The sequence below is a fragment of the Pseudomonas sp. VMV1 genome, assembly GCF_056790235.1.
The window spans coordinates 212,285-226,806 of sequence record NZ_JBXGSE010000001.1 but is presented as its reverse complement, the minus strand read 5'-3'; the positions used below and the strand labels follow the sequence as shown (position 1 = coordinate 226,806).

Below are 14,522 nucleotides of genomic sequence, written 5' to 3'. Positions count from 1 at the left end.
CTATGACAACGGTAAACACCCCGGCCGCTCAAGACCCGAGCGCCCTCTACCCCTCCCCCTTCAAGGAGTTCTGGCACGCCTTCGCCCGCAACAAGGGCGCCCTGGGCGGGCTGATCTTCATGGTCATCGTGGTCTTCTGCGCGCTCTTCGCGCCCTGGGTCGCACCCCATGCGCCCAGCGAGCAGTTCCGCGACTTCATGCTCACCCCGCCGCTGTGGCTGGACGGTGGCACCAGTCAGTTCCCCCTGGGCACCGACGAGTTGGGCCGTGACCTGCTCAGCCGGCTGATCCATGGTGCCCGGCTGTCGCTGCTGATCGGCCTGGCCTCGGTGGTCTTCTCGCTGATCCCCGGCATCCTGCTCGGGCTGATCGCCGGCTTCTCGCCCAACCGCGCCGGTCCGGTGATCATGCGCCTGATGGACATCATGCTGGCGCTGCCCTCGCTGCTGCTGGCCGTGGCCATCGTCGCCATCCTCGGCCCAGGCCTGATCAACACCGTGGTGGCCATCGCCATCGTCTCGCTGCCCTCCTATGTCCGCCTGACCCGCGCCGCGGTGATGGGCGAACTGCACCGCGACTATGTCACCGCCTCGCGGCTGGCGGGCGCCGGTACCCTGCGCCTGATGTTCGTCAGTGTGCTACCCAACTGCATGGCGCCGCTGATCGTCCAGGCCACCCTGAGCTTCTCCTCGGCGATTCTCGATGCCGCCGCCCTGGGCTTCCTCGGCCTCGGCGTGCAGCCGCCCACTCCGGAGTGGGGCACCATGCTGGCCTCGGCCCGCGACTACATCGAGCGCGCCTGGTGGGTGGTGACCCTGCCGGGTCTCGCCATCCTCTTCACCGTGCTGGCCATCAACCTGATGGGCGACGGCCTGCGCGATGCCCTCGATCCGCGTCTGAAGGTGCAGTCATGAGCCTCCTCGAAATCCAGAACCTCTCGGTCCGCTTCGGCGGCGCCGACGCCCCGCCGGTGGTGGAAGGCCTCGATCTCACGGTGGATCAGGGCGAGATCGTCGCCATCGTCGGTGAATCCGGCTCCGGCAAATCGGTGACCATGATGGCCGTGATGGGCCTGATCGATCACCCTGGCCGTATCACCGCCGACCGCCTGACCTTCGATGGCCAGGACCTGCTCAGCCTCAAGGGTCGCCGTCGGCGTCACCTGATCGGCAAGGAGCTGTCGATGGTGTTCCAGGACCCGATGACGGCGCTCAATCCCAGCTACACCGTGGGTTTCCAGCTGGAAGAGGTGATCCGTCAGCACCTGGGTCTCAAGGGTCGCGCCGCCCGCCAGCGCGCCCTGGAGCTGCTGGAAAAGGTCGAGATCCCGGCCGCGGCCAGTCGCCTCGGCGCCTATCCGCACCAGCTGTCAGGGGGCATGAGCCAGCGCGTCGCCATCGCCATGGCCATCGCCGCCGAGCCGCGCCTGCTGATCGCCGACGAACCCACCACCGCCCTGGACGTGACCATCCAGGCGCAGATCATGGAACTGCTGGTCAACCTGCAGCGTGACGAGGGCATGGGGCTGATCCTCATCACCCACGACCTCGCCGTGGTGGCCGAGACCGCCCAGCGCGTGGTGGTGATGTATGCCGGCCAGGCGGTGGAGAAAGGCGTGGTGCCGACGCTGTTCGACGCGCCCGCCCACCCCTACACCGAAGCCCTGCTCGCGGCCATTCCCGAGCATAGCCAGACGGACCGCCTGCACACCCTGCCCGGCATCGTGCCCGGTCGCTACGACCGGCCGGCCGGCTGCCTGCTCAGCCCGCGCTGCCCCTATGTGCAGCCGCGCTGCCAGGAGCGTCCGGCGCTGGAGCCCTACGACCGCGGAGCGGTGCGCTGCTTCTTCCCGCGCAATGTCGGCCCGGGCGAGGCGCCCGAAGTGCTGCCCGAACATCAACGTCCCAGTCAGCTGCCGGAGGATCGCCATGGCGCCGTCTGAAGCCACCGTCCTCGAAACCCCTGTCACCCAGGGGAACGTGCTCGAAGCCCGTGACCTGACCCAGCACTATCAGCTGTCCCGCGGCCTGTTCAAGGACAACGCCACGGTCAAGGCGCTCAACGGCGTCTCCTTCGACCTCCAGGCCGGACGCACCCTGGCCGTGGTGGGGGAGTCCGGCTGCGGCAAGTCCACCCTGGCCCGCGCCCTGACGCTGATCGAGCAGCCCACTACCGGCAGCCTGGTCATTGGTGGCCAGGACGTCGCCAAGGCCGATGCCGCCCGCCGCAAGGAGCTGCGCCGCGAGGTGCAGATGGTGTTCCAGAACCCCTATGCCTCGCTCAATCCGCGGCGCAAGATCGGCGATCAGCTGGCCGAACCGCTGCAGATCAACACCAGCCTCTCGCGCGCTGAAAGACGCGAGAAGGTCCAGGCGATGATGCAGCAGGTGGGGTTGCGGCCGGAGCACTACCAGCGCTATCCGCACATGTTCTCCGGCGGCCAGCGCCAGCGCATCGCCGTGGCTCGCGCCATGATGCTGCAGCCCAAGGTGCTGGTGGCGGACGAGCCGACCTCGGCGCTGGACGTCTCCATCCAGGCGCAGGTGCTCAATCTGTTCATGGATCTGCAGCAGCAGTACCGGACCGCCTATGTGTTCATCTCCCACAACCTCTCGGTGGTGCGCCATATCGCCGACGAGGTGATGGTGATGTACCTGGGCTGCATCGTCGAAAAGACCAGTCGCGACCTGCTGTTCGAGCGGCCCCTGCATCCCTATACCCAGATGCTGCTGTCGGCCACCCCGAGCCTGCACCCGGATCCGAGCAAGCCGCGCATCCGCATCCAGGGCGAACTGCCCAACCCGCTGGATCCGCCACCCGGTTGCGTCTTCCACCGTCGCTGCCCCTATGCGACGGAGAAGTGCAAGACCGAGGTGCCGGCGCTGCGCAACGTGGAAGCCCGCCAGGTGGCCTGCCACTATGCGGAGAACTTTCTCTAGCGGCTTCTGACGTCTCAATCCCGGCCACGGCAGTCCGCTGATGCGCCCGCTCCTACTGACGCCGTTCCGTAGGAGCAACGCTCTTATCGCGGCCCATGGCCGCAATAGCGCCGTCAAAGCCAGCACCCTCCTCGAAGCCCACACCCCCGCCTGTTATCTTTGAGCTCCGCCCCCCCCTGCCGGACTCCCCATGCACATCCGTCCGTTCCAGCCCGCCGACACCGAGGCCGTCGCCAGCCTCTGGCAGGTCTGCGGCCTGACCCGCCCCTGGAACGATCCCTACCGCGACATCCAGCGCAAGCTGGCCGAGCAGCCGGAATTGTTCCTCGTAGGCGAAGTGGACGGCATCCTCATGGCCAGCGCCATGCTCGGCACCGACGGCCATCGCGGCTGGCTCTATTACCTCGCCGTGGCACCGGAGCATCAGCGCCGCGGCCATGCGCGCCGCCTGGTAGAGACCGGCGAACGGCTGCTGATCGAAAGAGGCTGCCCCAAGCTGCAGCTGATGGTACGGCGGGACAACGCGGCGATCATCGGCTTCTATACCGCGCTGGGCTATGCCGAGGCCGAGGTCGTCACCCTGGGCAAGCGGCTGATCGCCGACGAGTAGAGGTGGATGAAGGGCGGCTTTCCGCCGCAAATACCTCATTGCCAGTGGAAAACGCTTTGCGGTTTTCCACGCTAGGGGCTGACGGCGACCGCAGGGTGGGTAACGGCGCAGCCTTACCCACGCGGGACCTTCCTTCCCGGTGGAAACCGCCATGCAGTTCTCCGCGCTACGACCGCTTTTATAGGCTGGACCGAGACAGCTCTATGGTCGAAGCCCAACGGGAGCCTCGTTGGGCTTCGCTGCGCTCAGCGCCAACCTACTGCTGCTTGGTCGACCACCGCGTAGGTTGGATTGAGACGCCTTCATCGTCGAAGCCCAACATTACCCGGCGCCAACCTAGGCCTCAGTGCGGCAGCAATCCCACCCGCGGCCCCGGATGTTTTCCGGACTTCGGCGTAGGGCACCAGGGTACCGCCGGGTTCGTCGCAGCTGCGGGCGGCGCGGTAGAAGGTCGGGCCCAGGTAGAGGCCCTTGGGCGTCAGGTACCAGGGGGCGAATTGCCAGACGTCGGCGCTGCGGTAGTCGCAGCCGTCGCCATTGGCCGGCGCCTGCATCAATTCCGGATACAGCCGGGTGAACAGCCGGACCAGCCAGGGTGCCAGGGTCTTTTCCCGATAGTCCGCCAGCGCCTGGGAATAGCGATCGTCCGCCGCCGGCCGGATCGGCGCACCGCGGCCCAGCCAGAGGACATCCTCCAGCGCCAGCTCGCGGCCGCTCTTGAGATCCAGGGTCAGGGGCGCACTGCCGAAATCCGGGTGAGCCGCACCGCTGCAGCTGTATTCGCTGAACAGGTTGACGCTGAGCACCCGCTCGGTGAGCAATTGAGGGGTCACGGTCAGGCTATGGTCGCCGTCACTACCGATGCAGCTCAGGTGAGCATCCACCTCCTGCCAGAGGCGTTCACGCAAGACGCCGTTGGCCGCCTCGCTGGCGCCTTCCACGGTGAACAGCCGCATGCCCGAGACCGGCTCGCGCCACCAGCGCAGGCCGCGGCCCATGAAGGTCTGGCGCTCGCCCTGCACCAGGCTCAGTCCCTGCAGCCGGCGATATTCGTAGGGGTCTTCCTGGCGCAGCTTCTGGCGATAGCTACCCGTGTCCACGGCCTCGGCCAGATGCAGCGGCGCCAGCGCGATGGGCAGGGTCTTGCCCTCACCATTCCAGGTACCGGTCCAGCGTCCGTCGCTACCTCGGGCCAGTGCCCAGCGGGCCTTGGGTCCGTCCTGCCAGGGCGCCCCCTCCTCCAGCTCAAGCTGGTCGCCCCGCTGCGCCGGACCGCTCAGGCGCAGATCGCGACGATAGCGTTCGTAAAAATAGCGACCATAGGCTTCGTCGTTGGCCGCGGGATCGACGTCCACCACCACCCTGGCTTGCCCCAGGGTGCCCTCCAGCAGCAGCCGTTCGGCATGGGCAGTGCCGGTGATCATGGTCAGGGCCAGCAACAGTCCGGACAGGCGAAATTTCATCAGGTCTCCAGCAGCCAACGTCAGGGGGAGGCCTCAGGGTAGAGCAGTCGGCCTGGGCTGTCGCCGGCCGCCGTCAGCCAGGACACTGCCGTCCGCCGGGCCAGCCATGGGAGAATGGTGGTTTATCGACGCCTCCGGACGCCCATGGACCTCCCTGCCCTGCTCACCCGCCTGCACGCCATCCGCGATGCCAACGCCTGGCGGCGTTATCACAACTCCAAGAACCTGGCGATGGCCGCCAGTGTCGAGATGGCCGAGCTGGTGGAGATCTTCCAGTGGAAGAGCGATGCCGAGGCCCGCGCGCTGAGCGCCACCGAGCGCGAACACGCCGGCCAGGAAATCGCCGACGTGCTGCTCTATCTGCTGCAACTGGGCAGCGAACTGGAGCTGGACGTGGAACAGGCGGTGCTGGCCAAGCTGGCCGACAACGAGAGGCGCTTCCTGCCGTGAGCGATACCTTCTTCGACGACCGCGCCACCCGCTTCGCCGCCAACATCTATGGCGGCACCAAGGGCGCCATCCGCCTGGCCGTGCTGCAGGCGGATCTCGCCGAGGTGCTGCCGCAACGCCCGCTGCGGGTGCTGGACATCGGTGCCGGCCTCGGCCACATGAGTCTTTGGCTGGCCCAGCAGGGTCATGCGGTGACCCTGGCCGAGCCGTCGGCGCCCATGCTCGCCGGCGCCCAGGAGGCCTTCGCGGCCGCCGGCTTGCGGGCCGATTGGCTGGCGCTGCCCTGGCAGGAGTTGCCCGCCTTCGCCGAACCCTTCGACCTGGTGCTCTGCCACGCGGTGCTGGAATGGCTGGAGACGCCCACGGCGATCCTACCGACGCTGCAGCGCTGCCTGGCCACGGACGGCTGGCTGTCCCTGGCCTTCTACAACCGTGACGCCCTGATCTATCGCAATCTGCTCAAGGGCCATTTTCGCAAGCTCAAGCGGGGCGACTATGCGGGCGAGGGTCGCCGTGGTCTCACGCCGCAACAGCCCCTCGATCCGCGCGAGGTCGAGGCCTGGCTGGCGCCGGACTGGCAGATCCAGGCGCGCAGCGGCGTACGGGTCTTTCACGACTATATGCCGCCGGAATTCCAGACCCGTGCCGACGGCGAGGAGCTGGTGGCCATGGAACTGGCCCACCGACGGCACCCGGCTTTCGCGGGCCTGGGGCGCTATCTGCATTGGCTCTGCCAAGCTAAGGCAGGATAACGCCGGGCGCGGTATGCTCTGGCCAGCATTCCTTCGAGGAACCGGTCATGCGTCGCCTCCTGCTCTGCCTCGCGCTGCTCACCCTGGCCGCTTGCCAGAGTCCCAACCCCTATGTCGCCAGCAGCCTGCCAGAGGCCTCGGCGCCGGTATTGCCGCAGCAGGATCCAGCAGCCTATCCAGTGGCGCCCATCGATTGGAGTCGTTATCGCACCTGGCGCTGGGCACCTGGTGCCGCCGTGGTCAGCGGTGGCCTGGATGGCCAGACCGTGCAGCAGGCAGTGGCCGATGGCCTCGACCAGCGCGGCCTGCGGCCGGCACTCGGGGGTGCCCGTGCCGATCTGCAGGTCCGTGCCCGCCTCACCCAGCAGCAGCGCAGCGAGCAGTACACCGACTACTACGACACCAACTATGGCTACGGCGGCTATGGGCCCTACGGTTACGGGCCTGGCTATGGCGCCACGGTCGGCCAGGCGCGGACCCGTACCCGCACCTTTTTGGTGGACGTGCTAGAGGTTGAATTGCTTGATCCCACCAGTGGCCGGGTGCTCTGGCATTCGGCCGCCGAACAGGCCACCGGGGGCAACGGCAGCGAACGCGCGCGGACCCTGAGAGACACCACCCGCCGCCTGTTGGCCAACTATCCGCCGAGCTGAGGGGATAAGTCGCCCTTAAGCCAGTCCAAGCAGACTAGTGCGCTCACCCAGAGGTTCGCCCATGAAACGCTGTCTCCTGCTGCTGTCGGTCCTGCTGCTGGCGGCCTGTGCCGAGCGGGGACCCCGCAACCTGGACTATGACGCCAGCCGCGATTTCGCCGCCTATCGCAGCTGGAGCTGGGCCGATCCAGCCATCGAGTACCGACCCAACGATCCCCGGGTGCGCAGCGACCTCACCGAGCAGCGCCTGCGCGACTCGGTCAGCGGCGGCCTCGACCAGCGTGGGCTGCGCCCCGCCGCGACAGGCACGCGGCCAGACCTCAGGATCAAGCTCTATGTGATCCTCGACCAGCGTCAGCAGAGCTACAGCTATGCCGACCCCTACTGGGGTCCGGGCTGGGGTGGCCCTTGGGGCTCCGCCTGGGGCCCGGGCCCCTGGGGACCGAGCTATGTGCGCACCCAGACCGTCACCTATCCGGTGATGACGGTGCAGCTCGACATGCTCGACGGTCGCGACGGCAAACTGGTCTGGCGCGCCAGCGAAGAGCGGCTGCTGGACGACCAGAACGCCACGCCCGCCCAACGCAGTGCCGGCTTTGGCCGTCTGATCAACGAACTGCTGATCGGCTATCCGCCGCGTCCTTGAGCGGTCGACCGTCCGGGCAGCTCAGCGCTGCCCCTGGTCCGATGATGAGCAGACGTCTGTTAGCCAGTCGCCGATAATGGCACCTGGCCAGATATTCCTCGCGCCGTCTTTGGCCACCGCGCAGGAAATCTGACCGTCGTCCAGCGCCGCCCAGGTCCCTCATGTCGTCAACCCCCATCGCCACCCGTCGCAGCCACGCCCTGTTGCTGCGCCTGTTTCCGGTCATCTGCGCCCTGCCGATCCTGCTCGGCATCGGCTGCTACCTGCTGATCAAGACCGCCTCCAGGCAGGACGCCGATGTCCAGCAGCGGGCGCGGACCTATATCACCCGCACCCTGGAGCAGGTGGAAAACGAGATCGGCCATAACATCATCAACTATGCCAAGTGGGGCGAGGCCTACAAGCACCTGCACCTGAAGGTCGATCGCTTCTGGGCCAACGAGGAGCGTAACGTTGGCGACATTCCCTATGAGCTCTATGGCTACAACGGCGTCTTCGTGCTGGATCCCCAGGACCGTACCGTCTATGCCGTGATCGACGGCCAGCCAACGGAGCGCACGACCGCGCAATGGCTGGAAGGGGATCTCACTGCCCTGCTGGCGGCGACTCGCAAGCGACCTGGAGAAACCGAAAGCCTGGTGCGGATCCTGAGTGTCGGCGGCGTCCCTGCGCTGGTCGCCGCCGCCACCATCACGCCGGGCGCGAGCTATGGCGTCACGCCGGGCGCCGGCGTGCCCTCGGTGATGCTGTTCGTCAATGTGCTCGACCCCGCGACCCTGGCTCATCTCAGCGACACCTACGGGCTGCCGACGCTGCAGGCCTCCCGGCTGCCTCTGCCCGATCATGAATCCCTGCGCCCGCTGGATTCACCGCTGTTGCTCAACTGGCAACCCCCACGGCCCGGCGCCCAGTTGCTGCGCCGGACGCTACCGGTGTTCCTGGCCGGGGTGCTGTTGCTCGGCCTGGTGCTGGCGCTGCTGATCCGCCATGCGCTGAATTCGGCCCGGCAGCTCGACCAGCAGTTCGATGCCCTGGTCGCCAGCCAGACGGAACTGAGTCGCAGCGAACGCCGCTTTCGCGAGCTCGCCGAGGCAGCCTCCGACTGGCTCTGGGAAAGCGATGCCGAAGGCCGCATCGCCTATCTGTCCGAACGCTTCGCCCGCATCACCGGGCATGCGCCTGGCAGCTGGCTCGGTCGGCCGCTCGCGGAGCTGTTCAACACCGAGACGACCAGTCTGGCTGACTGGCTCCTGGACAACGCTCGACACCTCGACGAGCGTCAGGTGCTGCGCTGTCATTATCGTGACCGTCTCGGCCATTCCCGGGTCTGCGAAATCACCGCCCGCCCCTTGCCCAAGGGTGCGGGTTTTCGTGGAACCGCCAGTGACATCACCGCCGCGGTCAACGCCCAGGCCGAAATCGAGCATCTGTCGCAACACGACAGCCTGACCGGGCTGGCCAACCGGTTGCAGTTGCAGCACTACCTGGCCGCTCAACTGGCGCAACCTAGCACGCCGCTCACCCTGCTCAGTCTGGACCTGGATCGCTTCAAACCGATCAACGACAGCCTCGGCCACGCCGCCGGTGACCGGGTGCTGCAGGAAATCGCCCGTCGTCTGCAAGCCAGCCTGAGGCCCGGCGGCCTGGTGGCGCGGCTGGGCGGCGATGAATTCATCGTGGTGCTGCTCGGTCACCTGGATGCCACGACGGTCGACCAGATCTGTGCCCGGCTGGTAACCGCCATCGCCCGGCCGATCCTGCTGGAAGAGCAGACCGTCAGCGTCGGGACCAGCATCGGCATCGCCCAAGCGCCGGGCCAGGCCGATCAGGTCGAGGAATTGCTGCGGCTGGCCGATATCGCGCTCTACCAGGCCAAGGCCGCGGGCCGCAACGGCTGGTGCTTTCATGCGCCGGCCATGGACGCCGAGCTTAGCCAGCGTCGTGACCTGGAACAGGAACTGCGCCAGGCGCTGGCGCGTGACCAGTTGCGCCTGAGCTACCTGCCCCGCCGGAGCGCCGCCGATGGCGCCCTGTGCGGCGTTGAGGTCCAGGTGCAGTGGGCCCACCCGGTACGCGGACTGTTGCCCCCGGACGCCTTTTTGCCCCTGGCCGAAGAGCTCGGCCTTGGCGCTCCCCTGGGGCTCTGGCTGCTGGAGGGCGCCTGTCGCAGCGCGGCTACCTGGCCCCTGCCGCTGAAGCTGGTGGTCAGTCTGTCGCCACGCCAATTCGCCGCTGCTGGGGAGCTGCTGGAAGCGGTTGCCCAGACCGTGCAGGCGACTGGCCTGGCAGCGGAACGGCTGGAGCTGCAGCTTCCGGACACGCTGCTACATGCCGACTGTGATCAGCAACTGGACCACCTTCAAGCGCTCAAGGCGCTGGGAGTGCGTCTGAGCCTGGCCGACTTCGGCAGGGGTCTCACCGCCTTCGAGGCACTGCGCCAGCCGTGGCTGGACGGCATCAGCCTCGATAGCCGCGTGATCACCCACCTGGAACGTCAGCACGCCGACGTGGCTATCGCACAAGCCCTGATCGGCCTCGGACGAACCTTGGGCCTCAAGGTGGCGGCGACGGACGTCGAGACGCCAGGCCAGTTGCATTGGCTGCAGGCGCAGCACTGCGATGAAGTCCAGGGCGCGCTGGTCGGCCACGCCCTGTCTGCCAGCGAGCTGACGGCGCTGCTGGACACGGAGCTACGGGCTGGTTGACCGTCTAGAGGCGCTCCAGCCACCCCAGATCACCGCCACGGGCCGGCACCGGATAGCAGCCATAGGGCGCATAGCCGTGGGTGCAGACCGGATCGGCGCGCAAGGCGGGTTCGCCCACCGGTTGCGCGCGCCAGCCTTCCAGCAGGGCCACGGCGGCCAGGGCCAGCAGCAGGGTGATGAACAGTGCGGAGCGAAGGGTTCTTGTCAGGCGCATGGTGATCTCCCGCGGGGCGATTGCCAGGCTCGGGCGGATAGCGTCCCCGCTCCTTGAGTATCGTCCCGTCCGAGGGTTTTCGCCTGCCTGGACCGGCACCTATCGCGCAACACTGCACTGCCGGGGGTGCAACAGTCAGTCGCAGTAGGCGCGGTGATCACCCGGACAGGGCTGCGCCGTTGTCCAGGCTACGCAAATAGCGCCGTGCCGCGCCGTACCGCCCCCTATCTCTCCGGGAGAGGGTTGGGGTGAGTGTAACTTGGTATCGCGTCAGCTATTCCCGGACAAGGCTGCGCCGTTGTCCAGGCTACGCAAATAGCTCCGCCCCACTCCGTACCGCCCCCTATCTCTCCGGGAGAGGGTTGGGGTGAGTGTCACTTGGTATTGCGTCAGCTATTCCCGGACAAGGCTGCGCCGTTGTCCAGGCTACGCCAATAGCTCCGCGCCACGCCGTACCGCTCCCTCTCCCTCCGGGAGAGGGTTGGGGTGAGGGATCACCTAGCATCGCGGTAGCCATTCCCGGACAAGGCTGCGCCGTTGTCCAGGCTACGCGAATAGCTCCGCGCCACGCCGTACCGCCCCCTCTCCCTTCGGGAGAGGGTTGGGGTGAGGGCCAAGCCGCCTCAGGCGATTTCCACCCGCTCCCCATTCAACCGTACCGCCCAGGTGGGCAGCGCCTGCTCGGGATACTCCAGGCAGCCGCCATCCGCCAGGCGGAAATGCTGCTTGTACAGTGGCGAGGCGATCACCAGATCCTGGCCCAGCTGGCCGACGATGCCACGACCGATGACGTTGGCACCGGACTTGGGATCGCGGTTGCCCACGGCAAAGACCTTCTGCTCGGTATCGGGCAGGTAGAACAGCGCCACCTGCTCGCCCTCGTGCAGGGCCACCACGCCGGACTGGGGCACCAGGTCGGCCAGGCTGCACAGGGGTTGCCAGGTGGGTTGCAGGGCGCGGGCGGTATTGGTCTGGGTCATGGTCAAGCCTCCTCGGTAACGGCGATGAGCTGAAGTTCGTGGTGACGCGCCGGTCGGCGCTGGCCACGTTCCTTGACGAAGTGAATGTCCGGGTCGTTGCCGCGCTGGTTGACGAAGGTACGGAAGCGTTTGAGCTTGTCGGGATCGTTCAGGGCGTTGGCCCATTCGCATTCGTAGCGATCCACCACCAGCTGCATCTGGGCTTCCAGCTCGGCGCCCAGGCCCAGGCTGTCTTCGATGATCACCTGCTTGAGATAGTCGAGGCCGCCCTCCAGCGACTCGCGCCACACCGAGGTGCGCTGCAGGCGGTCGGCGGTGCGGATGTAGAACATCAGCAGGCGGTCGATGTAGCGGATCAGGGTCTCGTCATCCAGGTCGGTGGCGAACAGCTCGGCATGCCGCGGACGCATGCCGCCGTTGCCGCAGACATAGAGATTCCAGCCGTTCTCGGTGGCGATCACGCCGATGTCCTTGCTCTGGGCCTCGGCGCATTCGCGGGTGCAGCCGCTCACCGCGAACTTGAGCTTGTGCGGCGCGCGCAGACCCTTGTAGCGGTGCTCGATGTCCAGCGCCATCTTGACGCTGTCCTGCACCCCGTAGCGGCACCAGGTACTGCCCACGCAGCTCTTCACCGTGCGGGTCGACTTGCCGTAGGCATGGCCGGTCTCGAAGCCGGCGGCGATCAGTTCGCCCCAGATATCCGGCAGCTCGTGCAACTGGGCGCCGAAGAGATCGATGCGCTGGCCGCCGGTGATCTTGGTGTAGAGGTCGTATTTCTTCGCCACCTGGCCGATGGCGATCAGGCCTTCCGGGCTGATCTCGCCACCCGGGATGCGTGGCACCACCGAATAGGTGCCGTTCTTCTGCATGTTGGCCATGAAGGTGTCGTTGGTATCCTGCAGGGGCACCAGGTGCGGATCGGTAATGGGGGCGTTCCAGCAGGAAGCCAGGACGTTGGCTACCGCCGGCTTGCAGATGTCGCAACCATGGTGGCCGCGACCGTGGCGCGCCAGCAGCTCGTCGAAGCTCTGGATGCCTTCCACCCGCACCAGGTGATAGAGCTCCTGGCGGGTATGGGCGAAGTGTTCGCAGAGACTCTTGTCGACCTCGACGCCCCGGGCGACCAGCTCGTGCTCGAACACCTGCTTGACCAGGGCCGCGCAGCCGCCGCAACCGGTGGCGGCCTTGGTGCAGCTCTTGATGCCGGCGAGATCGGTGCAGCCGGCGTCGATGGCGGCGCAGACCGCGCCCTTGGTGACGTTGTGGCAGGAGCAGAGGGTGGCGGTGGCCGGCAGGGCATCGGCGCCCAGGGTCGGGGCGCCCTCGCCCACCGGCATGATCAGGCTGGCCGGATCCTGGGGCAGCGGGATGCCGTTCTGAGCGTATTGCAGCAGGGTGTCGTAGTAGCTGTTGTCGCCCACCAGCACGGCGCCGAGGACGTGCTTGCCATCGGCGGAGACCACCAGGCGCCGGTAGCTGGCGCTGGCTTCGTCGATGTAGCGATAGCTGCGGGCGCCTGGGGTGGCGCCGTGGGCATCGCCGATGGAGCCCACGTCCACGCCCAGCAGCTTGAGCTTGGTGGACATGTCGGCGCCGGTGAAGGGCGTGCCCTGGCCGTGGCAGAGGGTGGCGGATACCAGGCGCGCCATCTGGTAGCCCGGCGCGACCAGGCCGAAGACGCTGCCATTCCAGGCGGCGCACTCGCCGATGGCGTGGATGAAGGGGTCGCTGGTCTGGCAGCCGTTGTCCACCGCCACCCCGCCGCGGGGGCCGAGCTCCAGGCCGCAGCTGCGGGCCAGGGCGTCCTGGGGACGGATGCCGGCGGAAAACAGGATCAGGTCGGTCTCGAGGAAATCCTCGCCGGCGAAGTTCATGCGGTAGCGGTACTCGCTGCCGGCGGTGATGTTCTGGGTAGCCTTGGACAGATGCACGCCCACGCCCAAGTCCTCGATACGCTGCTTGAGCGCGGCGCCACCGAGATCGTCCAGCTGCACCGGCATCAGCCGTGGGGCGAATTCCACCACATGGGCTTCCAGGCCCAGGGACTTCAGGGCATTGGCCGCCTCTAGCCCTAGCAGGCCGCCGCCCACCACCACGCCGCGGCGCGCCCTGGCGGCGGCCAAGCGGATGGTGTCCAGGTCGTCCAGGGTGCGATAAACCAGGCGCGAGTCACCCTCGGCGCCCTCGATGGGTGGCACGAAGGGATAGGAACCGGTGGCCAGCACCAGGCGGTCGTAGCCAAAGGCACCTGCGGCTGTCAGCACCTCGCGCCGTTCACGGTCGATGGCGGTCACCGCGCAGCCCAGGTGCAGCACCAGACCAGGCACGGCATAGAGGCCGGCCTCGCTCATGGCCAGGGATTCGGCGTCACGACCGGCGAAGTACTCGGAGAGGTGTACCCGATCATAGGCGCGCTGACGTTCTTCGCCGAAGACGTGGATCTCGTAGTGGTCCAAGGCGCCGGCCGCCAGCAGCTGCTCGACGAGGTGATGGCCGACCATGCCGTTGCCGACGACGATCAGGCGTTCTTTGCGGGTCACGATGCTGTTCATGGAGGCTATCCCCCGGCCGAGGCCAATCAGGTTGAGTCGCGGCAAATAAAAAGGCGCCTGAAACCTTGCGGTCTCAGGCGCCTTTGCCTGTTCTGGTAGGGAGGAGCGCCAGGCGCTGCTCCGTGCCCGTCGCCTGCAATGGCTGTCGATCGCCGTTGATCGACCGGGCGACCCGAATGGACGGGTCTGCCAAGGCTTTTGCATCGGCTGTGCCAGTTTCGCCTGATGGCCTATATATCCGCAGCTGGCGCGGCCTGTAGCCGGCAAAGGGGACTGCCGCCCACGTTCCGGATGCGTGCCAGCCGGAACCACAACGGTGCAGGGCAAGGCCTGCCTGCCCCGTCACGGCGCACCTCGACCAAGAGGGAAGCGACCTCGATCAGCGCCACTGGCACCCCGCCAGACCAGCAGTGATGCGCTCCCTGAGCGCGCCGGACCGAGCTGGCGCGAGCCTTGCTAAATCCCCGGCATGGAGCGGTCAACGCCGATCGCTTCCTTTCACGACAAAGGCGCCGTGTTCGCCTCCCTCCGGGGAGCGCGACCGGCGCCTTTTTGCTT

Annotated in this window: 13 protein-coding genes; 9 read left to right on the top strand and 4 right to left on the bottom strand. The window is 67.2% G+C overall.

Annotated elements, in window-relative coordinates:
* The first annotated feature begins 2 nt into the window (after positions 1–2).
* From ACUCV0_RS01015 to ACUCV0_RS01000, 4 genes are all read left to right on the top strand, one after another.
* Positions 3–914, top strand: a complete 912-nt coding sequence (locus ACUCV0_RS01015) for an ABC transporter permease subunit (RefSeq protein WP_059313997.1) — start codon at positions 3–5, stop codon at positions 912–914.
* On the top strand, positions 911–1,942 hold the full coding sequence (locus tag ACUCV0_RS01010; RefSeq protein WP_059313996.1) for an ABC transporter ATP-binding protein: 1,032 nt from the start codon (positions 911–913) through the stop codon (positions 1,940–1,942). Before ACUCV0_RS01015 ends, ACUCV0_RS01010 begins: the two co-directional genes overlap by 4 nt.
* Positions 1,929–2,939 (top strand): peptide ABC transporter ATP-binding protein, encoded by a 1,011-nt coding sequence (locus tag ACUCV0_RS01005; protein WP_271654182.1) that lies wholly within the window; start codon positions 1,929–1,931, stop codon positions 2,937–2,939. The genes ACUCV0_RS01010 and ACUCV0_RS01005 overlap by 14 nt, the downstream gene beginning before the upstream one ends.
* A 190-nt stretch (positions 2,940–3,129) precedes the next feature.
* Positions 3,130–3,549 (top strand): GNAT family acetyltransferase, encoded by a 420-nt coding sequence (locus ACUCV0_RS01000; RefSeq protein WP_059313994.1) that lies wholly within the window; start codon positions 3,130–3,132, stop codon positions 3,547–3,549.
* A 302-nt stretch (positions 3,550–3,851) separates the two neighbouring features.
* Here ACUCV0_RS01000 and ACUCV0_RS00995 read toward each other — a convergent pair whose 3' ends face one another.
* Positions 3,852–5,012 (bottom strand): hypothetical protein, encoded by a 1,161-nt coding sequence (locus ACUCV0_RS00995; RefSeq protein WP_482211801.1) that lies wholly within the window; start codon positions 5,010–5,012, stop codon positions 3,852–3,854.
* Between the two features lie 144 nt (positions 5,013–5,156).
* On the opposite strand from ACUCV0_RS00995, the gene ACUCV0_RS00990 reads away from it, so the two are divergent.
* The 5 genes from ACUCV0_RS00990 to ACUCV0_RS00970 all read left to right on the top strand — a co-directional run bounded on the left by ACUCV0_RS00990 (position 5,157) and on the right by ACUCV0_RS00970 (position 10,218).
* Positions 5,157–5,462: a nucleotide pyrophosphohydrolase gene (locus ACUCV0_RS00990; protein WP_482211800.1), complete on the top strand. Its 306-nt coding sequence runs from the start codon at positions 5,157–5,159 to the stop codon at positions 5,460–5,462.
* Positions 5,459–6,214, top strand: a complete 756-nt coding sequence (locus ACUCV0_RS00985; protein WP_059313991.1) for a methyltransferase domain-containing protein — start codon at positions 5,459–5,461, stop codon at positions 6,212–6,214. The genes ACUCV0_RS00990 and ACUCV0_RS00985 overlap by 4 nt, the downstream gene beginning before the upstream one ends.
* Positions 6,215–6,261: 47 nt before the next feature.
* Entirely contained in the window at positions 6,262–6,867 is a 606-nt protein-coding gene (locus ACUCV0_RS00980) for a DUF4136 domain-containing protein (protein ID WP_482211799.1), read from the top strand.
* Between the two features lie 61 nt (positions 6,868–6,928).
* Positions 6,929–7,513, top strand: coding sequence for a DUF4136 domain-containing protein (locus ACUCV0_RS00975; RefSeq protein ID WP_059313989.1), 585 nt, complete (start codon positions 6,929–6,931; stop codon positions 7,511–7,513).
* A gap of 161 nt (positions 7,514–7,674) precedes the next feature.
* Positions 7,675–10,218 (top strand): bifunctional diguanylate cyclase/phosphodiesterase, encoded by a 2,544-nt coding sequence (locus tag ACUCV0_RS00970; protein ID WP_482211798.1) that lies wholly within the window; start codon positions 7,675–7,677, stop codon positions 10,216–10,218.
* A 4-nt stretch (positions 10,219–10,222) separates the two neighbouring features.
* Here ACUCV0_RS00970 and ACUCV0_RS00965 read toward each other — a convergent pair whose 3' ends face one another.
* The 3 genes from ACUCV0_RS00965 to nirB form a co-directional block, all read right to left on the bottom strand.
* On the bottom strand, positions 10,223–10,432 hold the full coding sequence (locus tag ACUCV0_RS00965; RefSeq protein ID WP_059313987.1) for a hypothetical protein: 210 nt from the start codon (positions 10,430–10,432) through the stop codon (positions 10,223–10,225).
* Between the two features lie 623 nt (positions 10,433–11,055).
* Positions 11,056–11,412, bottom strand: coding sequence for a nitrite reductase small subunit NirD (gene nirD, locus ACUCV0_RS00960; RefSeq protein WP_059313986.1), 357 nt, complete (start codon positions 11,410–11,412; stop codon positions 11,056–11,058).
* Between the two features lie 2 nt (positions 11,413–11,414).
* The gene (gene nirB, locus ACUCV0_RS00955; RefSeq protein ID WP_482211797.1) at positions 11,415–13,964 is read right to left on the bottom strand and encodes a nitrite reductase large subunit NirB; all 2,550 of its coding nucleotides are present in this window, start codon (positions 13,962–13,964) and stop codon (positions 11,415–11,417) included.
* Positions 13,965–14,522 lie beyond the last annotated feature (558 nt).